The sequence below is a fragment of the Streptomyces sp. NPDC006798 genome (genome assembly GCF_040635975.1).
Lineage (GTDB): Bacteria > Actinomycetota > Actinomycetes > Streptomycetales > Streptomycetaceae > Streptomyces.
Map to the genome: position 1 here is coordinate 172,713 of NZ_JBEYIS010000002.1, position 20,811 is coordinate 193,523.

The 20,811-nt window shown below is 73.3% G+C and carries 23 protein-coding genes; 4 read left to right on the forward strand and 19 right to left on the reverse strand.

All coding sequences use genetic code 11. The features are described from left to right. Positions 1–135: 135 nt before the first annotated feature. From ABZ714_RS01970 to ABZ714_RS01990, 5 genes are all read right to left on the reverse strand, one after another. Positions 136–2,226, reverse strand: coding sequence for an AAA family ATPase (locus ABZ714_RS01970; protein ID WP_358823242.1), 2,091 nt, complete (start codon positions 2,224–2,226; stop codon positions 136–138). 165 nt (positions 2,227–2,391) lie between these two features. Continuing rightward, a complete protein-coding gene (locus tag ABZ714_RS01975) occupies positions 2,392–3,126 on the reverse strand; it encodes a TetR family transcriptional regulator (RefSeq protein WP_358823158.1) in 735 nt (244 codons plus the stop codon). Between the two features lie 180 nt (positions 3,127–3,306). Further along, the gene (locus ABZ714_RS01980; RefSeq protein WP_358823159.1) at positions 3,307–4,392 is read right to left on the reverse strand and encodes a phosphotransferase; all 1,086 of its coding nucleotides are present in this window, start codon (positions 4,390–4,392) and stop codon (positions 3,307–3,309) included. Positions 4,393–4,875: 483 nt separating this feature from the next. Next, positions 4,876–5,646 carry an HAD family hydrolase gene (locus ABZ714_RS01985; protein WP_358823160.1) on the reverse strand — a complete coding sequence of 257 codons (771 nt, stop codon included), beginning with the start codon at positions 5,644–5,646 and terminating at the stop codon, positions 4,876–4,878. Positions 5,647–5,762: 116 nt separating this feature from the next. Beyond that, entirely contained in the window at positions 5,763–6,761 is a 999-nt protein-coding gene (locus ABZ714_RS01990; protein WP_358823243.1) for a winged helix-turn-helix domain-containing protein, read from the reverse strand. 323 nt (positions 6,762–7,084) lie between these two features. Here ABZ714_RS01990 and ABZ714_RS01995 point away from each other — a divergent pair, with 323 nt between their 5' ends. After that, positions 7,085–7,252: a hypothetical protein gene (locus ABZ714_RS01995; RefSeq protein WP_358823161.1), complete on the forward strand. Its 168-nt coding sequence runs from the start codon at positions 7,085–7,087 to the stop codon at positions 7,250–7,252. 155 nt (positions 7,253–7,407) lie between these two features. Here the strand turns inward: ABZ714_RS01995 and ABZ714_RS02000 are convergent, their stop codons facing one another. Genes ABZ714_RS02000 through ABZ714_RS02010 form a run of 3 tightly spaced genes read right to left on the reverse strand, consistent with a single transcriptional unit; the run spans position 7,408 to position 10,527 of the window. After that, positions 7,408–8,733, reverse strand: coding sequence for a GNAT family N-acetyltransferase (locus ABZ714_RS02000; protein ID WP_358823162.1), 1,326 nt, complete (start codon positions 8,731–8,733; stop codon positions 7,408–7,410). 23 nt (positions 8,734–8,756) lie between these two features. Next, on the reverse strand, positions 8,757–9,758 hold the full coding sequence (locus tag ABZ714_RS02005) for an asparaginase (protein ID WP_358823163.1): 1,002 nt from the start codon (positions 9,756–9,758) through the stop codon (positions 8,757–8,759). Positions 9,759–9,810: 52 nt separating this feature from the next. Next, positions 9,811–10,527, reverse strand: coding sequence for a hypothetical protein (locus ABZ714_RS02010; protein WP_358823164.1), 717 nt, complete (start codon positions 10,525–10,527; stop codon positions 9,811–9,813). Positions 10,528–10,679: 152 nt separating this feature from the next. On the opposite strand from ABZ714_RS02010, the gene dtd reads away from it, so the two are divergent. Continuing rightward, entirely contained in the window at positions 10,680–11,117 is a 438-nt protein-coding gene (gene dtd, locus ABZ714_RS02015; RefSeq protein ID WP_358823165.1) for a D-aminoacyl-tRNA deacylase, read from the forward strand. A 161-nt stretch (positions 11,118–11,278) separates the two neighbouring features. On the opposite strand, the gene ABZ714_RS02020 is transcribed toward dtd, so the two are convergent. The 6 genes from ABZ714_RS02020 to ABZ714_RS02045 form a co-directional block, all read right to left on the reverse strand. After that, a complete protein-coding gene (locus ABZ714_RS02020; RefSeq protein ID WP_358823166.1) occupies positions 11,279–12,271 on the reverse strand; it encodes a folate-binding protein in 993 nt (330 codons plus the stop codon). Positions 12,272–12,353: 82 nt separating this feature from the next. Beyond that, on the reverse strand, positions 12,354–12,890 hold the full coding sequence (locus ABZ714_RS02025) for a transcriptional repressor (RefSeq protein ID WP_358823167.1): 537 nt from the start codon (positions 12,888–12,890) through the stop codon (positions 12,354–12,356). Positions 12,891–13,058: 168 nt separating this feature from the next. Beyond that, positions 13,059–13,631: an FABP family protein gene (locus ABZ714_RS02030; RefSeq protein ID WP_358823168.1), complete on the reverse strand. Its 573-nt coding sequence runs from the start codon at positions 13,629–13,631 to the stop codon at positions 13,059–13,061. A gap of 285 nt (positions 13,632–13,916) precedes the next feature. Continuing rightward, positions 13,917–14,798, reverse strand: coding sequence for a hypothetical protein (locus ABZ714_RS02035; RefSeq protein ID WP_358823169.1), 882 nt, complete (start codon positions 14,796–14,798; stop codon positions 13,917–13,919). Continuing rightward, positions 14,795–15,532, reverse strand: a complete 738-nt coding sequence (locus ABZ714_RS02040) for a hypothetical protein (protein WP_358823170.1) — start codon at positions 15,530–15,532, stop codon at positions 14,795–14,797. The genes ABZ714_RS02035 and ABZ714_RS02040 overlap by 4 nt, the downstream gene beginning before the upstream one ends. Then, positions 15,529–16,371, reverse strand: a complete 843-nt coding sequence (locus ABZ714_RS02045; RefSeq protein ID WP_358823171.1) for a hypothetical protein — start codon at positions 16,369–16,371, stop codon at positions 15,529–15,531. The genes ABZ714_RS02040 and ABZ714_RS02045 overlap by 4 nt, the downstream gene beginning before the upstream one ends. A gap of 96 nt (positions 16,372–16,467) precedes the next feature. Here ABZ714_RS02045 and ABZ714_RS02050 point away from each other — a divergent pair, with 96 nt between their 5' ends. Then, positions 16,468–16,830, forward strand: coding sequence for a DsrE family protein (locus ABZ714_RS02050; RefSeq protein ID WP_358823172.1), 363 nt, complete (start codon positions 16,468–16,470; stop codon positions 16,828–16,830). A 25-nt stretch (positions 16,831–16,855) separates the two neighbouring features. Here ABZ714_RS02050 and ABZ714_RS02055 read toward each other — a convergent pair whose 3' ends face one another. The 4 genes from ABZ714_RS02055 to ABZ714_RS02070 all read right to left on the reverse strand — a co-directional run bounded on the left by ABZ714_RS02055 (position 16,856) and on the right by ABZ714_RS02070 (position 19,042). Beyond that, complete coding sequence (locus ABZ714_RS02055; protein ID WP_358823173.1) at positions 16,856–17,182, reverse strand: DUF3099 domain-containing protein; 327 nt, start codon at positions 17,180–17,182, stop codon at positions 16,856–16,858. A gap of 283 nt (positions 17,183–17,465) precedes the next feature. Continuing rightward, the gene (locus tag ABZ714_RS02060) at positions 17,466–17,753 is read right to left on the reverse strand and encodes a DUF1416 domain-containing protein (protein ID WP_004986406.1); all 288 of its coding nucleotides are present in this window, start codon (positions 17,751–17,753) and stop codon (positions 17,466–17,468) included. Positions 17,754–17,807: 54 nt separating this feature from the next. After that, positions 17,808–18,653, reverse strand: coding sequence for a sulfurtransferase (locus ABZ714_RS02065; RefSeq protein WP_358823174.1), 846 nt, complete (start codon positions 18,651–18,653; stop codon positions 17,808–17,810). 305 nt (positions 18,654–18,958) lie between these two features. Beyond that, positions 18,959–19,042, reverse strand: a complete 84-nt coding sequence (locus tag ABZ714_RS02070) for a putative leader peptide (protein ID WP_350807544.1) — start codon at positions 19,040–19,042, stop codon at positions 18,959–18,961. Between the two features lie 228 nt (positions 19,043–19,270). Here ABZ714_RS02070 and ABZ714_RS02075 point away from each other — a divergent pair, with 228 nt between their 5' ends. Beyond that, positions 19,271–19,927 (forward strand): TetR/AcrR family transcriptional regulator, encoded by a 657-nt coding sequence (locus ABZ714_RS02075; RefSeq protein ID WP_358823175.1) that lies wholly within the window; start codon positions 19,271–19,273, stop codon positions 19,925–19,927. A gap of 67 nt (positions 19,928–19,994) precedes the next feature. Here ABZ714_RS02075 and ABZ714_RS02080 read toward each other — a convergent pair whose 3' ends face one another. Next, the gene (locus ABZ714_RS02080) at positions 19,995–20,747 is read right to left on the reverse strand and encodes a DUF2993 domain-containing protein (RefSeq protein ID WP_358823176.1); all 753 of its coding nucleotides are present in this window, start codon (positions 20,745–20,747) and stop codon (positions 19,995–19,997) included. Positions 20,748–20,811: the final 64 nt, after the last annotated feature.

A 20,811-nucleotide genomic window follows, 5' to 3' on the forward strand; every position in this document is an offset into this window, starting at 1 on the left:
GGCGGGGCGGGCGGGGCTCCGGCGGACGGCGGGGGCTACGGGCCGTCACCGGGCCGGGCGGCGGGGGAGGCGGGGCGGCTGCGGGGGCGGGCCCGGCAGCGCCCGGCGGCGGTGAGCCCCGAGCGCTCCTCGTCCTCAGTCGGCCAGTTCGCGCGGCAGCGGCCGGGCGTGGACCACGGTCAGCCGGGAGACGGCCCGGGTGAGGACCACGTAGAGCCGGTGCGGCCCCCGCTCCTCCGCCGCCGCGATCGCCGCGGGCTCGGCGACGACGACATGGTCGTACTCAAGACCTTTCACGAGGTCGGCGGGGAGGACGGCCACACGGTCCGGCTCGTCCGAGCCGGCCGAGCCGTCCCCGAACCCGGACCCGGCCCCGGCCCCGGACCCGCCGCCGAGCCCGGCCGCCGTCAGTGCCGTACGCAGCCGGGCGGTGTCCCGGCGGTCCGCGATCACGGCGACCGAACCCTCCCGGGCGAGCGCGTCCCGTACCGCCGTCACCACCCCGGCGGTCAGCTCGGCCACCCGCCGGACCGTCAGTTCGCCGCCGGGGCGGGCCGACCGGGCTGGCGGTACGTCGACCATGAGGGAGCCCAGCAGCCGGTTCGCGTACTCCAGTACGGCGCCGGGCACCCGGTATCCGGTGGTCAGCGCCGTCACCTTCGCGTCCGGGCGGCCCAGCAGGGCCAGTTGCTCGGGCCAGGAACGGGCGGCCCAGGGGGTGGTGCCCTGGGCGAGGTCGCCGAGGACGGTCAGCGATCCGAAGGCGGTACGGCGGGCGACCGCCCGGCACTCCATCGGCGACAGGTCCTGGGCCTCGTCGACGACGACATGGCCGTAGCCCTCGGGACGGGCCATCAGCCCGGCGAGTTCGTCGAGGAGGACGAGGTCGGCCGGGGTCCGGACCGGCGGCCGGACCTTGGTCCCGGCCCCCGTACGGGCCGGGGCCGGGCGGTGGATCGCGGCGCGCTCCTCCGGGGCGAGCGCCGGGTCCGCCGGATCGGCGAGGAACGCGGTCAGCACCTCCTCCGGCGTCGTCCTCGGCCATACCGCGTCGAGGAACGCGCCGACCGGCCGGGACCGTTCGATCCGCCGGACCCATCCGGTACCGCGCGGGCCCGCCCGGCGTTCGGCGGCGAGCCGGATCTCCCGGACGGCCCGGTCCCGGACCCGCTCGCGTCCGGTCTCGTACGGCGGCTCCTCGGCCCTGACCTCCGCGACGATCCGGGTCAGGGTCTCGGCCGGGATCCGCCAGCGGTACGAGCCGTCGGGGACGACGAGCCCGGCGCCGGGACCGTCCGGGAGCGGGCCGCCGACCCGGGCGTACAGGGCGCGGCGCAGCACGTCCGCCATCCGTACGTCGTGCTTCACGGCGGCGGCGGCCGGAGTGTCGTCGGCGGCCGGGGTCTCGTCCGGGACGGGGGCGGCGGTCGCCGGGGTCGGGCGGCGGGTGATCTCCTCGGCGAGCGTCGACTGGCGTACCCCGGTCTCGCCGAGGGACGGCAGCACCCGCTCGATGTAGCCCAGGAAGGCCCGGTTGGGGCCGATGACCAGAAGTCCGCCGCGGCGCAGCCGCCGGGGGTGGGTGTAGAGGAGGTACGCGGCCCGGTGCAGGCCGACGGCGGTCTTGCCGGTCCCGGGGGCGCCCTGGACACAGACGGTGTCGGCGAGGTCCGAGCGGACCAGGTCGTCCTGTTCGGGCTGGATGGTGGCGGCGATATCGCGCATCGGGCCGACCCTGGGGCGCTCCAGTTCGGTCGTGACGAGCGGACTGAGCGGCTGCCCGGCATCGCCGGCGACAGTGGCGGTGTCGAGGTGTTCGTCTTCGAAGCCGGTCAGTTCGCCGGAGAGGCCCGTGGCGAGCGGGGCCCAGCCGTACCGGCGGCGGATCCGGACGCCGTACGCGGCCCGGGGACCGGCCTGGTAGAAGGTGCGGGCCACCGGGGCGCGCCAGTCGATCACCAGCGGCGGCGCGGTCCCGGTATCGGATTCGGGACCGGGACCGGGGTCGGTGATCCGGCGGCGGCCCAGGTAGTAGCGCTGGCCCCGGTGGTCACCGGCGGCGGGCTCGTCGGCGAAGTCGAGCCGCCCGAAGAAGAGGGGGCCGCCGGGGTCCTCGGCCAGTTCACGGGCCCGGCTGCGGAGTTCGCAGCCGAGCACCTCCGCGTCGGCGCCGGAGGCGAAGGCGTGCTCCCCGGTGACGACCCGTTCGGCGGCGTCACCGGCCATGGCGGTCAGGGCGTCCCGGCACCGGTCGTGATGGGCCCGCTCACGGTCGAGGGCGGACTCGGCGGACTCGGGGACAGAGGCGGGAGCGGGCACGGCGGACGGCTCGGGCGGTGTCATTCCGCCGAGCCTAATGCAACTCGGTTTAGTTTTTAACTCGGTTACGTTTTACGGCTCCGGCGACTCGGCCCGCTCCGACGGCTCCGGATGCCCCGGCGACTCCGGATGCCCGGGCTCGTCCCCCAGGCCGTTCCGCAGCCGCGCGAACGCCGTGTCCACCGCCGCCAGGGCGTCCGGCCGGATCCCGGCCACGCTCTCGCCCGCCGCGATCCGCCGCCCGTTCTCCTCGGCCAGCACCCGCAGTACGGCCACGATCTGAGCCGCCGCCTGCCGGGCCCCCGGCCCCTCGCCCAGGGCCGCCGCCAGCGACTCCTCGGAGCGGCGCTGGTACGCGTACAACCGGGCGACCAGGCCCGGGGTCCCGTACAGCAGCCGCAGAAAGGCCGGGATGTCCGGGGCGTCGCCGAGCCCGGTCACCGGGTCGGACCGCTCGATCCCCGACCGGACATGGCGGCGCAGCGCCTCCAGCGGCGGCACCCCCGACCGGCGCGCGGCGGCCACCACCCGGGCGGACTCGCCCTCGTGGTCGGCGAACCGGTACAGCACGAGGTCTTCCTTGGCCGGGAAGTACCGGAACAGCGTCGGCTTGGACACCCCGGCGGCGGCGGCGATCTCGGTCACCGGCACCGCGTCGAAGCCGCGTTCGACGAAGAGCGCGATCGCCGTGTCCGACAGGGCCCGGCGGGTGCGCTCCTTCTTCAGCTCGCGCAGCCCCGGGGACCACTCCCCTTCGGCCCCGGCTCCCCCGGTCTCCGTCTCCGCGCCCGCGCCCGCCCGGCCCATCCGCCCGCCTCCGCACCCGTCCGCCGCAGTTCAGCGCCCCGGGCCGGGGCGGGGCCGTCCGGGGGCGGCGGCCATCCTAAGACGTGCCGTACGGGTCCGTACGGCTCCGGCCCGGTACGCGATCCCCGCGCCGCGACCGGACGCCACGCCCCGGATCCCACGTCCGGGTACCGCGCGGGCTCAGGCGGGCGGCCCCGCACGCCAGGCGGTCAGCACCTCGGCGATCCACCCGACCGTGGGTATCTCCGCCAGACCCAACGGCTCCCCCGCGCGGGCCAGTACCGTACGGACGCGCCGGGCGGCCCCCGGCGACGCGCCGGATCCGCCCGCCGCCGCCCCGGCCGCCCCCGCCGCCCGGATGACATCCGTATAGACCGACTGCACCCGCTTGTAGTCCAGCAGCAGCGGCAGATCCCGGCGCCAGCCCCGGGCCGCGCCCGGTCTGACCGACTCCACCGCCGTCGCCCAGCGCGCCGCGACCGCCGCCTCCTGGCGGGCCGGGTAGCGCATCAGATGCAGATGGGTCGCCAGGTCGTACAGCGGATCGCCGAACATCGCCAGCTCCCAGTCGATGGTCCAGAGCCGCCCGTCGCCGTCCACCACCAGGTTCTCCCGGTGCAGATCGCCGTGGAGCAGACAGAACGGACGCGCGGTGAGCGCCGACGCCCGCGCCACCAGCCGCCGCAGCCCCCGGTCCGTCACCCCGAGCGCCGCGAACAGCTCCCCGTACACCGGAAGATGCGCCAAATAGACCCGCTCCTCCGTGAACCGCATCAGCGATACGGCGAAAGCGGCGCAGTCGCCGTCGGCGGCCCACTCCTCCGCCGGGCCGAGCCGCTCCACCGCGAGGGACCGCGGGGTGATCGCCGCGAGTTCGCGGAAGAGCTGCCAGATCTGGTCCAGATGGGGCTCGGCGACCGCCGTACCCGGACCCCGGTACGTCCCCAGGGTGGCGCCCTCGATGAACCGCTGCAGCCGTACCTCGGCCACCTCGATCGTCTCCGGGACACTGCTGACCCGCCCGGCCAGCGCCCGGACCAGGGCGCCCTCCCGGACAAAGCTGCGCAGATCGAACCTGGGGACGTCCAGGCGCGGCTCACGGCACTTCCAGCGCACCGTGCCGGCCCATCCGCTGCCGTCGGGGTCCGGCAGCGGGAACACATACGTCTCGTGGTGGTACCCCTGGAGCGGGCCCTCGATCAGCGCCCCTGCGGCGCTGAGGCGGGCCGCGCGATCGCGGACTCCCGACACCGACTCGACATTCATCCGCCCCGGCCCGGTAGGAATGGGCGACCTCCTCCCGTACTCGTGTACGGCGCACTGCGATCGTGCCTGGTGGAGAGGGGGCGGGGGAAGGGCACAACGAGGCAGCTGCCTCCGGTGCCTCACCCTTGCGACCGGGTCGCGGTGGAGCCCCTCAGGAGCGCGGGCCCCGGAGTCCCGCCCGCGCGGTCGGTGGTTGCTCGCGCAGTTCCCCGCGCCCCTGAATACCCGGTCTCGCCCGGCGCCATCAGGTATTCCCCGGCCTGCGGACCGTGGCTGGTTGCTCGCGCAGTTCCCCGCGCCCCTGGTTGCCCTCCTGACCGCCTTCGGAGAGAGGCGGGACCCCTCTCAGGGGCGAGAAGCGGGAGAGCATGAGGGGCGCGGGGAACTGTGCGACAAGCCACAGACGGGTGGCAGTCCGCCGACAACATCAGGGCGCCGGGCGCGGCCCGGGTGGTTCGGGGCGGCGCCCGGAAGGGCCTCGGCTCAAGGGGCGACGAAAGGGACCAGCGTCGTCATCGCCGGCACGACGAGGCGCGCGCCCGACGCCCGGAGGAGCGCGCGGCCCCGCGGCGTCGCGTGGTAGCCGCAGAACGAGAAGCCCGCCTCCGCCGCCGCCCGGAGGTCCGTCACCGCGTCGCCGATCATCAGATGCGCGTCGCCGGGGACGCCGTCGGCGCGGGCCGTGCGGAGCGCCCACGGGTGGGGTTTCATCAGCCCGGCGTCCCGGGAGCGGCCGACGATCGGGCCGTCGAAGCGGGCGAGGACGCCCATCCGTTCGAGGATCCGTTCGGCGGCGCCCGCGTGGTTGTTGGTGGCGACCGCCAGCCGCCGCCCGGAGCGGTGGCAGGCGGTGATGAACTCGGCAGCGCCCGGGGTGGGTCCGGCGGTCTCCGCCGCTTCCCGCTCGTAGCGGTCGAGCAGGTCGTGGAGGGCGGCGACGGTCTTGTCCCAGCCGTCGGCGGCCCCCGCGCGTTCGCGCTCCTCCGACTCCCGGGTGTAGCCGCGCAGTACGGCGATGGGGTCGGTACTGTCGCGCAGCCCCTCCACCACACAGCCCCGGCGTTCGGCGGTCTCCAGCATCAGCCGGGCGGCGGCGGAGGCGGGCCGGCCGCCGAAGACGTCGGCGACGGGGCCGTCGAGGTCGAGGACGACACAGCGGGCACGGTCCAGTGCCTCGTACAGGGCTTCGCGCGGGGCTTCGTACGGAGCTTCGTACGGGACGGGTGCCGGGGGCTTGGAGGGCTCGGAGGGCATGGCGGGACTGTCTCGGTCTCTCGGATACGGATTCGCGGATACGGTTTCGCGGATACGGGAACAGGCGGTACGGACACGGGCGGGGTCACGGGCGCGACCTGATTCGCCGCCCCTGTCTAAGCGCCCCCGCCTCCGGGCCCGGCCCCGCTCCCCGAGGTACCCCCGGCACCGCCCGTCACGCCCGCCGGATCGCCGTACGGTTCGTCGGCGGGCTCCTTGCCCATCAGCTGCCAGGTCGCGTCGAAGTACTTCTGCGCGGCCTGGACGATGCCGGACTGTTCCGGCGCCGAGTCGCGGAAGGGGAAGAGGGAGGCCCCGGTGCCGTACGAGTCGAGGATGGTCACCGTGTCGTAGTTCGGCGGGACCCTGACCGTGCCCTCGGTCGGAGGGTAGAAGCCCTGGAGGGCCAGTCGGCGGTTGAGGATGTAGAGCTTGATCTGGAGCGAGAAGGGCACCAGCCGGGTCTCGACCGACACCTCCTCGACGAAGCCGCGGTCGAGCAGTTCGTAGAGGGACGACCGGAGCAGTGTCACATGGCTCTGGAGGATCCCCCGCAGCCTGGTGCGGACCCTCGGGTCGTCGCCGCCGTCGACCGGCCGGGGCATCGCCAGATGGGGCGAGCGGGTGTCCGGCAGCAGCAGCCGGGCGGTGATGCTGCGCGGTGGCCGGATCCGGCCCGCGACGATGCGTTCCTTCTGGTCGGAGACCCTGGTCGCGAGGGATTCGGTGGTCATGGAGCAGACGTCGAGGGTGACTTCGGGGGCCTCGAACGCCTCCGCCAGATAGGGCTCCAGGATGACCGGTGAGACCCGGTCGGAGACGAAGACGTCGCTCTCGTCCAGACCTTCGGCCCCGAGCCCGGATTCACCCTCGGCGCCCGGCCCGCCTTTGACGAAGGTGCCGCTGCCCTGGCGGGTGACGATCAGGCCCTCGTCGCGGAGCATCTCCAGCGCCTGGAGGACGGTGAAGCGGGAGACGCCGTACCGCTTGGCCAGGTCGTACTGGGTGGGCAGCCGCTCGTTGGGTCCGTAGGTCTTCTTGTTGATCTCCTTGCGCAGCTTGTCGGCCACCCGCCGGTACCGGTAGGTGGCTTCCCTCGGGATCGCCCCGTCCATCGTCACAGCACAACCTTACAACCCACCGCTGTACGGAGGCAGATGGTCCGCGTGGACCGCCACCCGTCGAACCGGGTTGGGAGTTGGACTCAGCCGGACGGCCGACACAAGACAGACAACCGAATGAGTTTGCGATCCGCCCGGCCGGGAACATTGCCCGGACAGGTCAACCAGACTAATTTGTCTGGTAGTTGAGCAACCACAGCGGAGCCCGTGACAACCCCCGGCCCCGGCGGTGTCCCCCGCCGGCGGGCCGGCCACGCGAGTACGACGGTGTACGGGTCTCGGCGCCGCCTCGGCAGGATTCAGAAGGAGTGACGGCCATGACCCTGCTCACCATCGGGATCGAACAACTCGTGCAATGGCGGTACGGAGTCGTCGCCGCCCTCGGCTTCACCCTGCTGGTCTGGGGTGTCCGGACCGAGAACGCGACCCGGACCGGGATCGGCGGACTGCTGCTGATCGGCCCGGCGCTCTCCCCCGGCGCCTGAAGCCCATGGCCGGACCTGCGGATCGCCGAACTACCGAGCCGCCGGACGGCCGGACGGCCGAGCCGCCGGACCACCCGGCACAGGTCCGTCCGGCACCGGTTCGTCCGGACAACTTTCCGAAGTTGTCCGGACGAACCCGATGACCTGGGGGAACCTCAGAAGACGTCCGGGCACCACGGGCGGCGGGCGGTCCGGAACAGCCGCTCCGCCACCGCCGCCGCACCCGGGCGCTCCTCCCGGACCTCGCCCAGGGCCGCCAGCCGTACCGGCGACCCGTCGCCCAGATAGAGGGAGCCCAGCTCACGGACGTCCAGGGTCAGTTCGGCGGCGTCCCCGGTCGGGACACAGCTCGCCCCGTCCGGGCCGGCCTCCAGCCGGAACCGGCCCTCGGCCAGGCCGAGTCCGTCCCGTACGCCGAGGACCAGGGAGCCCTCGGCCTCGTACGTCCGCCCTTCCAGCACCCGGGTGATGTCGAGGATCCGCAGCCAGAGGAAGTCCGCCTGGGTCTGGATCCGGGCGGCCCGCGGGTCCGGCAGGAAGTCCGGGAAGAGGTCGTCGGGGGCGCGCTCCCCCGACCGCACCCGGCTCGCCCAGTCCAGGGAGCAGACGTACTCCCACAGCGCCCGCTCGGCCGCCGCGGAGACCGTGAACAACTGCTGCACGGTGACCGTGTTGTCCGGCTGCTTGGCGTCGTCCCACTTGCGGTCGGAGACGTAGGCGACCAGGCCCTCCAGCTCTCCGGACGCCGAGCGGTACGCCGCCCAGAACGGTTCGGCCCACGGCATGCTCGGTACCTGGATCTCGCCGGTGGCCAGCTTCCACCACCGCTCGTCGCGGGAGACCGCGCCGGGCTGCCCGGCGAGGAAGCGGCCGTACAGCTCGGGGCCGGTCTTGCGGACCTCTTCCAGAGGTACGAGATCGACCCGGCCGCCGTCCCGGGGGCCGGACCAGCGGCCGTCGAGTCCGGTCCTGGCCAGTTCGACGGTCCACGCGGTGGCCCTGGTGGCGGGCCCGTAGCCGAACCGGCCGTAGATCAGGTACTCGGCGGCTATCAGCGTCGAGACCGGGGTGCCCGCCTCCTTCGCGGCGGCCAGGTCGGCCGTCATCATCCGGCTGAGCAGCCCCCGGCGGCGGTGGGTCGGCGAGACGGTGACATTGGTGACCGCGTGCGACGGCAGGGTGCCGCCGGGCACCGCCAGCGTCTGGGGGAAGGAGCGGTACGTGGCGACGAACCGGCCGTTGTCCAGCGCGCCGGTCGTCCGGGCCAGGTCGGCCCCGCCCCGGCGGCCCTCGATCTCGGTCTCCGCCGCCGACGGGGTGGCCAGGAAGCCGACGCCGACCGCCCTGATCCAGTCGGGGAACTCGTCCTCGGTGACATTACGGATCTCGATGCCGTCGCCCCGCCCGGAGGCGGCGGCGGAGTCGGCGGAGTCGGCGGCGGCAGGAGTGGTGGGGGGAGTCGTGGCGTCGTCAGGGGTCATGCCTTCACGCTAGGCACCGCCCGTCAGAAAGTCGCCTTGATTTCTCCGACCTCGACGCCCCCGCCCAGCAGCGGCGTCCGGCGGATCCGCTCGACCACCGGACCCGTCACGCCGATCAGTTCCAGGGCCCGGCCCAGGACGGGTCCGAGCGCCCGGGAAGCCCCGTCGTCGATCTTGAAGGCGAGGGCCCGGCCGTCCGCGAGGGCCACGGCCTGGACCGCCTCGGCGCCCATCTTCGACAGCGCCCCCGGCACCTCCCGCATCAGCCAGGTGTCGGCCCGCCGGGTGCCCGCCACGTACTCCGGGTGGGCCCGCATCGCGTCCGCGACCCGCCGCCCGGCCGTGCCCTCGTCCGCCATGACGAGGGAGCGGAAGGAGCGGGCCAGACCGGTCAGACTGACCGCCATCAGCGGCGCCCCGCAGCCGTCGGTGCCGACGGCCGCGACGGACTCGCCCGCGGCCTCCTCCACGGCCTCCCGGACCAGCCGCTGGATCGGGTGGTCCGGGTCGAGGTAGCCCGCCCGGTCCCAGCCGTTGAGACCGCAGGCCGCGAGCCAGGCCGTGTGCTTGCCGGAGCAGTTCATCGTGATCGGCTCGCGGACCCGCCCGGCGGCGAGATAGCTCTCCGCCTCCCGGGGGTCCAGCGGCAGATCCGGCGGGGTCCGCAGCTCGCCGGGCGCGATGCCGTACTCGGCCAGCATCCGCCGGACCAGCGCCAGGTGGAAGTCCTCCCCGGAGTGGCTGGCGGCGGCCACCGCGAGCCGCTCGCCGGAGAGGTCGAGCCCGGCCCGCAGGGTGGCAACGGCCTGCATGGGCTTGCCCGTGGAGCGGGGGAAGACGGGGGCGGTGACATCGCCGAGCGCCGTCTCGACCGTGCCGTCGGGGGCCAGTACGACGAGGGAGCCGCGGTGCCGTCCCTCCACGAACCCGGACCGTACGATCTCGGCCAGTACCGGCGCGACGGCCCCGGAGCCACCGGCCCCGGGGGATATCCGGGGGACGGGGGAAACGGGGCTGGTGCTCATCGCGGGGTGGCCTTCCGATGCGGTGGGGAAACCCGCCGCCGGAGGGATCGCCTCAGGTCAGCAGGTCGTCTACTTGTGCCTCGCCTTCACGGTACCTGCGGGCGATCTCGGCACCGCAATCGTCGGCTGTACGTTGCAACAATTGTCGCCGCAGGGATACCCGCCGCTCGTATCCGGCCAGCCGTCCCATCGCGGCCACCAGCTCGTCGTCCGTCCGGGCCCCGAGATCGGACAGCTCGACATCGGCGAGCATGTCGGCCGCGAGCCGCCGGTACTCCTCGCGGTGCGGGGTCGACACCGTCACATGGCGGGCCGACGAACGGTGGGCGGACGGGGCGTCGGCGAGGATCTCCGAGAGCCGGTCCACGACCCCCGGGTCCCGGCCCTCGTCCCGGCCGCCGGGGTCGCGGTCCGTACCGTCCGCCGGGCCGCCGCCGGGCGGCGGACGGTGGCCGGTCCGCCGGGCCACCTCGGCCCGGATGATGTCGATCCGCCCGTGCAGCAGCCGCCGGATGTAGCTGAGGTCGGCCTCGTCGCGCTGCGAGCCCCGGAGCAGGGTCCGCAGCTCCGGCAGCCGCAGGGCGGACAGCTCGTACCGAGGGGGGTCGGGGAAGAGGTCGGCGGTCCGGCACTCCACCGCCTCGCGCTGCTGCGGCGGCCGGGCGGGACCGGCGAGGCCCGGGAGCTGCGGCGGGGGGTCGGAGTGGGGTGCGCGGCCGGTGGGCCCGGCCGGGTCGGCCGTCGTGTGCCCGGTGCCCGAAGTGCTCATACGCGTCGTTCCGTCCCCTCAACCGGCGCGGAGGTCTCCCCCGGTCCCCGGAAGGCCGGGGCGGGGGCCGCGCCGCCTTTGTGCATCGTGCCATTGGGGAACCGTTCCACGCAGGTGCTCTGCACCCGTTCAGCCCCGATAGGTTGGGCGGTATGCGTGCGGTGGTACAGCGGGTCGACGGCGCGAGCGTCGACGTGACGGACGAGTCGGGGACCAGGACGGTCGGGGAGATCGTCGGCGAGGGGTTGTGCGTCCTGGTGGGCGTCACCCACGACGACACACCCGCCCAGGCGGAGCGGCTGGCCAGGAAATTGTGGTCGCTGCGGATCCTGACGGACGAGCGGTCCTGCTCCGACGTGGGCGCGCCGCTGCTGGTGATCTCCCAGTTCACCCTCTACGGGGACGCCCGCAAGGGCCGCCGTCCCACCTGGAACGCGGCGGCCCCGGGACCGGTCGCCGAACCCCTCGTGGACGAGGTGGTGGCCCGGCTGCGGGAGCTGGGGGCGCGGGTGGAGACGGGCCGGTTCGGCGCGAGCATGCGGGTGTCGCTGACGAACCAGGGCCCGTTCACGGTCCTGCTGGAAGTCTGAGCCGTACGGCCTGCGGACACCCCGTACGGAGGGGCCGTAGGGCTCCGGAGTCGTACGGCCTCCGTACGGGCGTACGGGCCCGGGACCGTACGGGCTCTCCGTACGGCCGCCGCCCCGGGACCGTACGGCGTACGGGCCCGGAACCGTACGGTCCGTACGGTTTACGGCTCGACCACGGTCTCCTGGGCCGCCGCCGTGTCCCCGGCCATCAGCTCCGCGTCGACCGGCACGTTCCGCTTCACCAGCGCCAGGGCGATCGGCCCCAGCTCGTGGTGGCGGGCCGAGGTGGTGACGAAGCCCAGCTTGCGGCCGTCCTCGCCGTCCGAGGCGAGCCGGACCGGGGTGCCGGGTCCGGGGAGACGGACATCGCTGCCGTCGAGGTGGAGGAAGACCAGCCGGCGCGGGGGCTTGCCCAGGTTCTGCACCCGGGCGACGGTCTCCTGCCCCCGGTAGCAGCCCTTCTGGAGGTGGACGGCCGAGCCGATCAGCCCCAGCTCGTGCGGAATGGTGCGGTGGTCGGTCTCGAAGCCGAGCCGGGGGCGGTGGGCCTCGACCCGCAGCGCCTCGTAGGCCAGGATCCCGGCGAGCGGCCCGTTGGCGTCGGCGTAAGGCTCCAGCTCGGCCCGGGGCAGGAAGAGGTCCCGGCCGTACGGGGTCTCGCGGACGACGGCGCCGTCCGGGACGGGGGCGATGGAGCCCGCGGGCAGATGGACCACGGCGTACTCGTCGGTCCGGTCCGCCACCTCGACCCGGTAGAAGAAGACCATCGACTCCAGATAGGCGACCAGCTCGCCCCGGGTGCCGGGCTCGACATGGGCCCAGACGGTCTCGCCGTCGTCGACCAGGTAGAGCGCGTGCTCGATATGCCCGTTGGAGGAGAGGATCAGCGCTTCGGTGGCCTGCCCGGGGGGCAGGTCCGTGACGTGCTGGGTGATCAGCAGATGCAGCCAGCTCAGCCGGTCCGGGCCGGTGACGGCGACGACACCCCGGTGGGAGAGGTCGACCAGACCGGAGCCGTCGGCGAGGGCGGCTTGTTCGCGGAAGAGGTCGCCGTAGTGCGCGGCCACGCCTTCGTCGGCCCCTTCGGCGGCGACGGCGCCGGGACGGGACAGCAGGGGGCTGGAGGGAGCCTTCGGAGTCTTCACATCGGCCATGGGAAAAGCCTACGACCCCACGGACGAAGACCCGGAGTCGCGGCCCGGCCGCCCGGTCCGCCGCGCGGCCGGGACGGGGGCGTCAGGAGCGCTTACCGGCGCCCTTCGGCTTCGCCGGGGCGGCCCCGGCGCCCGCGCCGGCGCTCTTGTTCGCGCTCTCGCCGGACGCATCCCCGGCGGACGAATCCGCGGCGGCCTCCTTCGCCGCCGTGCAGGATCCGCAGCGGCCGAAGATCGCGAAGTGCTTCATATCGGTGTCGAACCCGAATTCGCGGCGGAGCTTGGCGGTGAAGTCGGCCGCGATGTCCACATCGGCCTCGATCACCTCGGTGCAGTCCCGGCAGACCAGATGGAGATGGTGGTGCCGGTCCGCGAGATGGTAGGTGGGGGCACCGTGGCCGAGGTGGGCGTGGGAGACCAGGCCCAGCTCCTCCAGCAGCTCCAGGGTCCGGTAGACGGTGGAGATGTTCACCCCGGACGCGGTCCTGCGCACCTCGCACAGGATGTCGTCGGGCGTGGCGTGCTCCAGGGTGTCGACGGCTTCCAGCACCAGCTGCCGCTGCGGGGTCAGCCGGTAGCCGCGCTTGCGCAGATCGCTCTGCCAGTCGGTGGTCACCACGCCCCCCAGTGTAGGGAGGGCGGCGGCGATCACCGCGTCCATGACCGCGATCCGGTCACGGCGGGGCCGGTCATGGCCCGGACCTGCCGGAGCGGGCCGGGGCCGCCGGGTGCGGAGAGCACGGCACCCCTCCGAGAGACTCGGAGGGGTCCTGGAGCAGCTGAGGGCCTACTTGAAGAAGGCGATGCCGTCGTCGGGGAGGTCGCCCAGGTTCTTCGCCCAGTCGGCGACCTCTTCCGGGGTGACCGTCTTCTTGAGATGCGCCGACATGTACGGCCGCAGCGGCACCTCGGGGGTGGCCTTCTCGCCCACCCACATCAGGTCGCCCTTCACATAGCCGTAGAGCCGCTTGCCGCCGCTGTACGGGCCGGACGCGGCGGTCCGCGCGACCGCGTCCGTCGCCAGGTCGATCTGCGGCTTCTTGTCGGCCAGCTCGCCGTACCAGATCTCCACGACGCCCTGGTCCCGGACCATCACGACCTCGACCTTGCGGTCCTTGTCGATCCGCCAGTAGCCGTGCTCGCTCTCCAGCGGCCGGACCTTGTTGCCCTCGGCGTCCAGCACCCAGCTGTGCGAGGAGTACTCGACGAAGTCCCGGCCGTCGTGGGAGAAGGTGACCGACTGGCCGAAGTTGCACTTCTCCGAGCCCGGGAAGTCGGAGACGCCCGCGCCCTCCCAGGTACCGAGGAGGAAGGCGAGGGGGACGAGGTCCGGGTTGAGGTCGGACGGAATCTCGATCATGAGCGGCTATCCGTGGTGGGAGCGGGTGTTCCGGAAGGGGGCGGGGTCGGTCAGCGCTGACCCTGGTACAGCTTCTTCACGGCCAGCACGGCGAAGGCGGTGACACCGACGCAGACCAGGACCAGAAGGGCCTCGAAGAATGCAATAAGCACGGAGTGCTCCTCGTTCGAGCGTGAGCGAATACGGCGGACCTACCGGGCCCCAGCCTAATGGGTCGGGCCCCGGCGGCCCCTGTGCGGGGCCCGTCCGGGTGGACGGGCCCCGGCCCCGGCACCGCCCGGGGCCTCAGCCCAGGAGCTGGTTCTGGAGGACCAGCGTCTGGTGGAAGGGGACGGCCGCGACCCCGGCCGCGCGCTCCTGGCGGACGAAGGCGACCGTGTCGCCCGCCAGGACGTACGCCTGCCGGACCCCGGGCCGTACGGCCCCCTGCTCCCGGTAGGCGAACGCCTCGGTGCCCTCGGGACCCGACGTGGCCTCCCACACCGGATCGGCCTCCAGCGTCACCCCGCCCGCGAGCGGCCGGCCGGGCTCCGCGCCCGCCAGCAGCCGCGAACCGAGGAACCAGTCGGCGGCCCCGCCGGTGGGGAACCGCAGCAGTTGGATCCGGGTCACCGTGCCGTCCGGCATCCGCCAGCCCCGGGCCGCGATATGCCGTACGCCCGTCTCGCGGAGCGCCAGCGTGACCTCCGCCCGCTCGTCGGGCGCGTACTCGGCGGCGTACTGCTGGGACGTCCCCCAGCCACCGGCCAGCTTCGGGTCGACGACGGCGCCCTTCGGGGCGGGCAGCAGAAGGTCCCGTACGTCCGCGTGGTGGACGTTGTACTGGTTGTCGGGGTGGTACGGCCCGGGGACGCCGTCGGGCAGGGCGGGCAGGGCGAGCCGCGGGTACTCCCAGCGGCCGTCCGGCCGCGTGGCGAGACCGGGCAGGTCCGCCCGGTCGGCCGTGGCGACGGCGACGGCGCTGCCCGTGCCGAACACGGCGAGGACGAGCCCGGCGACGGCCCACCGCGCGGGAGCGGAGAGCCGCCGGGACGGCGGGGCGGGAACGGGCCGCTCCACCGGCTCGGCGGGCTCGGCAAGGACAGATGCGGCGGGCTCGGCGGACACGGTCGGCGCAGCAGACGCGGCAGACTCGGCGGCGACAGCGGGCTTGGCGGGCTCGGTCATACGTTCTTCCCCGGTGAGGCGATCAGTTCCAGTTGGTGCCGCAGGGCTTCGGTCACGGCGGTGTTCTCCCCGATGTCCTCCGCACCGACGGCGGTGACGAGGACCAGAAGGCCGTGCCGTTGGGCGACGCACATGACGCCGTGCAGATCCTCCGGCTCCGGGTCCTTGACCGAGGGACCGGCGTAGCAGACCGCGTTCCCCAGCCCCGGGCCCAGCCGCTTCTCGGTCAGGGGCTTCCGCTTCATGGCGTCGACCCGGACCTCGTAAAGCAGTCCGGCCCGGGCGGGGTCCGCGAGCCGGACGAGAGCCACGTCGATGACGGCGGCGTCGTTCGGGGACATGAACGAGCGGGAGGCGAGCCCCAGGAGCCCCATCTCCGGTATCCGCTTCTCGTACTCCCGGCGCGCCTGGCCGGTCAGTCCGGCGCCGTCCACGCGCATCCGGGCCTCGGCCTGCTTCTTGTTCAGCTCGGTGGCCGGTTGGGCCGGATCCGGCTGGGGGCCTTCGACGAAGCCGTCGGGCACCGGCAGCAGCAGCTTGCCGAGGGGGCCGGTCCGGACCGGGGCGGAGCCGGGCTTCTGCTGGGCCGACGAGGCGGGCAACTTCCCCCACAGCCGGGTCGGGACCGTACGGTCGGCCGAGCCCGCGGTGTCCGCCGTGTACGCGACCGCGCCGCCGAGTACGGCGACGACGAGCCCGGCGGGCAGCAGGGTCCGCTTCCAGGAGGTGGTCACAGACGCTCCAGCTGTCGTTCGGCCAGGTCGCGGATGAACGCCGCGGGGACGGGGGACTCGCTCTCCACCTCGATGTGGACGGCGATGTCGCCGACGTAGCCGACGGCGGACGCCGAGTGGCCGTCGGCCCAGTCGCCGGGTCCCATCACGTAGTACTTGCCGTCGCCGGTGCCGCGCAGCGGATGGCCGTCGTTCAGCTCGTTCAGATCCTCACGGAAGCCCGAGGTGTAGGCCGTCGCCCCCAGGTGCTCCCGGAACTGGAGCAGGGAGACCTCGACGAACCGCCCGCCGGAATCGATCCAGGCGCGGTGCGCGATCCGGCGCACGCCGTTGTGGAGCAGACCGGTGAAGACGTGCTGCGGATCACCGAACCGTTCGGCGTACCGCACGGGTGGCAGCCAGCCGTCCCGGATCATCAGCGCGCCCCGGCCCGCGGTCTTCCCCGGCTTCGGCAGCAGCAGGCGGGGCAGATCGCCCTCGGTGGTGACCCGGCGGTCCTCGGCGGCCTTCAGCGGCGGCCGGGAGACCGCCCCCGGCAGCGGCTTCGGCGGGTACGCGAGCCCCGGCGCGCTGAGCGCCGGAAGCGGGGCGGGCTCCCGGCCCGCCTGGACCGTGTAGCCGACCGCCGTGCCCACGGCCGTACCGAGGACGGCCGCGACCGCGATGACGACCGTGGTCGCCCGAACCCTCGACCGGCCCCCGGCGCCGCGGTCGCTCCGGCCGCCGGTCCGGCCGTCCGTCGTCCGGCCGTCGATCGGCGCGCGCGATGCCTCCGATGCCTCAGGCGCGCCCGGCGCGCCCGGTCTTCCGGACGGCGCGCCGCTTTCCTCGTACTCCACGAACCCCCCAGGGCCATCGCTGTGTTTCGATGCCGAGGTATAGCGGTGATGTCCCGCCCCCGGCACATGGATTTTGGCCCCGACTACAGTTCCGGCATGGCCAAGAAGCTCGTGATCAAGGTAACCGCCGGTGCCGACGCGCCCGAGCGGTGCTCGCAGGCGTTCACCGTCGCCGCCGTCGCCGCCGCCAGCGGGGTCGAGATCTCCCTCTGGCTCACCGGGGAATCCGCGTGGTTCGCCCTGCCCGGTAAGGCCGCCGAGTTCGAGCTGCCGCACGCGGCGCCGCTCCCGGAGCTGATCGACTCGGTGCTGGCGGCGGGGAGCGTGACCTTGTGCACACAGTGCGCGGCGCGGCGTGATATCACCGAGAAGGACGTGCTGGAGGGCGTACGGATCGCGGGAGCGCAGGTCTTCGTACAAGAGGCGATGGGCGACGGCGTACAGGCCCTCGTCTACTGAGGCTCCCGGGGCGCGCGTGTCCGGATCAGTACGGGCCGTCGTCGCCGTGTTCCTCGCGGCGGCGGCGCTCCCGCTCCCGTTCGGCGGCTGAGTCGCCGGGGCGGCGTTTGCCGTCGAGTTCGTCCCACCACTCGTCGGACTGGGGGTCGCCGGAGGGGTCGTCCCACCAGCGGTCGTCGGGGCCCCGGCGGTTGGCGATCATCGCCGCGATCGGCGGGATGACCATGGCGACCACACACATCCCGACGGCGACCGGGACGGACCAGAGGCGCACGAGGGCCCAGGCGGATACGAAGAGGACCAGACATCCGCCCATGAGCAGGAAATAGGCGCGTCGCCGCCGTGCGTACACGACTCAAGGGTACGGCGGACGGCCCGCGCGGGGCCGGAGCCGTACCGGACATCCGCGGCCGGAGAACCGGGCGCGCGGCGCCGCACGGACCCGGCGGGTACACGGCGGGTACCCGGCGCCGCACGGACACGACGCGGACACGGCGCGGACAGGCCGGAGGGCCGCACCCGGCCCAGTGGCGTCCAACCCCTGGGGTGCGGCCCTCCGGCCCGCTCCGCGCCGTGTGGCGTACGGCGCCGGGCGGCGTACGGGTCACCGGCCCGGAGGCCGGTGACCCGGTACGTCAGACGGCGATGGCGACCTCCGCCAGGCCGCCCTGCTGGGCGACGACGGTACGGTCCGCGGTGCCGCCGGGCACCAGGGCGCGTACGGTCCACGTGCCCTCGGCCGCGTAGAAGCGGAACTGGCCCGTGGCCGAGGTCGGGACCTCGGCGGTGAACTCGCCGGTCGAGTCCAGCAGCCGGACGTAACCGGTGACGGGCTCGCCGTCGCGGGTCACCTGGCCCTGGATGGTGGTCTCACCGGGCTTGATCGTCGAGGCGTCGGGCCCTCCGGCCTTGGCTCCACACATAACAGCTCTCCTACTGATCCTGCTGACGTACGGTCTGTTGTCCGCCGGGGCGGATTACTTGGCGGCGCCCAGCTCGATCGGCACGCCGACGAGGGAGCCGTACTCGGTCCACGAGCCGTCGTAGTTCTTGACGTTCTCGACGCCCAGCAGCTCGTGCAGGACGAACCAGGTCAGAGCGGAGCGCTCACCGATGCGGCAGTAGGCGATGGTGTCCTTCGCCAGATCGACCTGCTCGTCGGTGTAGAGCGCCTTCAGCGCGTCGTCCGACTTGAAGGTGCCGTCGTCGTTGGCGTTCTTGGACCACGGGATGTTGCGGGCGCTCGGCACGTGGCCGGGGCGCTGCGACTGCTCCTGCGGGAGGTGCGCCGGGGCGAGCAGCTTGCCGCTGAACTCGTCGGGGGAGCGCACGTCGACCAGGTTCTGGGTGCCGATCGCGGCGACGACGTCGTCCCGGAAGGCGCGGATGGCGGTGTTCTGCGCCTGCGCCTTGTACTCGGTGGCCGCGCGGTCGGGCACCTGGGAGCCGTCGACCAGGTCGCGGGAGTCCAGCTCCCACTTCTTGCGTCCGCCGTCGAGGAGCTTGACGTCCTGGTGGCCGTAGAGCTTGAAGTACCAGTAGGCGTAGGAGGCGAACCAGTTGTTGTTGCCGCCGTAGAGGACGACCGTGGTGTCGTTGGCGATCCCCTTCGCCGACAGCAGGCGCTCGAAGCCGTCCTGGTCGATGAAGTCACGGCGGACCGGGTCCTGGAGGTCCTTCGTCCAGTCGATCCGGATGGCGTTCCGGATGTGGTTCTTGTCGTACGCCGACGTGTCCTCGTCGACCTCCACGATCGCGACCTTCGGGTCGTCGAGGTGGGCCTCGACCCAGTCGGCGTCTACGAGGACGTCGCTGCGGCTCATGTTCCTTCTCCTCCGGGGCAGTTGCGGCGGTGTGGTGCCAAGGTGGCCCGGGCATCGCGCTGTGGTGCGGTGGCCGGTCGGTGATGCGGTGGACTGTGCGGTGCGTGGTGCGGCGTACCGGTGGCCGGCGAACGGCGGTCGGGCCTTGCGGGGTGCTCTCCCGGGGCTTCGATGCCCGGCGACGGGCGCCGGGCGGCGTACGACGGTCGGTGGAACGGGCGCGGTACGGGGACCGCACAGTCGGCGGCGGCCCTGATCGGCGGTTCAGCGGTCGAAGGGCCAGGGGCGCGGGAGCGGGCTCCCGCTCAGACGGCGCGACAGAGCATGGCGGCGACGCGGCACAGGTCTACTGCCCGCCGCTTCGTGAGATCCGCCTGTCGCTGCTTCATGCGTCCGATCGTAGGGACGACTCGGCCGGGATGTCACCGGTGTGTCGCATATTGAGACTCGATCGTCCGCCATGCGGAATTTGCCAAGGTCATCCGAGGTGGCGGCGGTCCGCCGCCGACCACTCCGATGGCCGATGTCCGCCCGCCGGTCAGGCTCGTCTCACCATGCGGCCGACGGGCCGGATTGCTGTAGTGGACGTTCTATCCAGCGCCTGTACTGTGGGTCGGATGAAGACCAGGGCTCGGCACGACGCGACGACGGACCCGGCCTCCTCTCCCGGCGCGACCGGGGAGCCGGAGGCGCCCGGGACACGGGAGCGGATCATCCGCGCGGCGTCCCTGCTGATGCAGCGGCAGGGGTACGACGCCACGGCGATCAAGCAGATCTCCCAGGAGGCGGCGGCCACCCTGGGCTCCGTCTACCACTTCTTCCCCGGCGGCAAACAGGAACTCGCGGTGGCGGCGGTCCGGCGCGGCGACGAGGAGTTCGCGGAGATCCTCGGCGAGATGCTCGACGCGGAGGACGATCCGGCGGCGGCGATCGTCGCGCTCACCACGAGCCTCGCGGAGGGGCTCGCCGCCTCGGACTGGGCCGACGGCTGCCCGGTCACCGCGACGGCCCTCGGCACGGCGGGCCGGCTCCCCGACATCCGCGAGGCGGCCGACGCGGCCTTCGAACGGTGGCAGGGCCTGGTCGCCGCGAAGCTCAGGGCGGCGGGGGTCGCGGACGGCGAGGCGGACGATCTGGCGTGCACGGTGATCAGCACGCTGGAGGGAGCGGAGTTCGCGTCCCAAGTGGCGCGCGGCGCCCGCCCGCTCCATTTGGCGGGCACCCACCTCGCCCGCCTCATCTCCTCGACCGTCCCGCCGGGGCCGGACGCCTGACCCCCCGAGACCGTTGCCCGGAAGGGCATCAGGCGCGGGCCCCACTCCCCGGCGCCGGGAAACAGGGCTAGCCGATCAAGGAGACGTCGCGGCCCTTGCCCGAGAAGTCGAGGCCCTGCTCCGACGCCGACACCTGGTCCAGCTTCAGCGGTGTCGGCAGGCCCTCGAGGGTGAGGTCGTAGTCGAGTACGTCACGGAGCAGTCCGTGCAGCCCGGGGATGGGGATCCCGCCGGGCAGGCTCTCCGCGGTGAGCCGTACCGTCTTCCCGTCCACCAGCTGGACCTTGCTGTAGACGGTCACTTCCTGGTTGAGCAGGTCGCCGAGTCCGCTGCCGCCGCTCGACCCGCCGGACCCCTTGAGCAGGTCCATCAGCGGTCCGACGACCTTCACCTGTCCCTGCGCGGCCCGTTCGGGGCCCGCGTAGGCGATGGTGGCGCCCTGCGGCGCGGCCCGGGTGAGGTCCTCGTACGTCACCCGGCCGGAGCCGTCGGCCCTACCCGCGACGGCGGACGAGAAGTTGCTGTCGAACTTCACATCGGCCAGCTCCGCCTTGACCTCGGTGATCTTCACCGGGCGGCCGTCGGCGGTGGCCTCGACGCCCTTCAGGCTGACCTCGACCTCGTCCAGGCTCTTCCCGGCGACCTGGGTCAGGAAGGGGAAGCCGTTGATGGAGACGTCGGGTGTCTTCGAGAGTCCCTGGCTGGTGCGGACCTTGTCCGCGACCTCGGACTCGGCGTAGTTCACGGCGATACGGTCGGCGGCGACGAACAGACCGCCGAGGACGACCGCCGTGATCAGGGATATTCGCAGCGCGCGCATGATCCGGTGCCCCCTCCTCATGATCCGGCTGACACCGGCTGATGGCTGACGGGCCCGGACGATC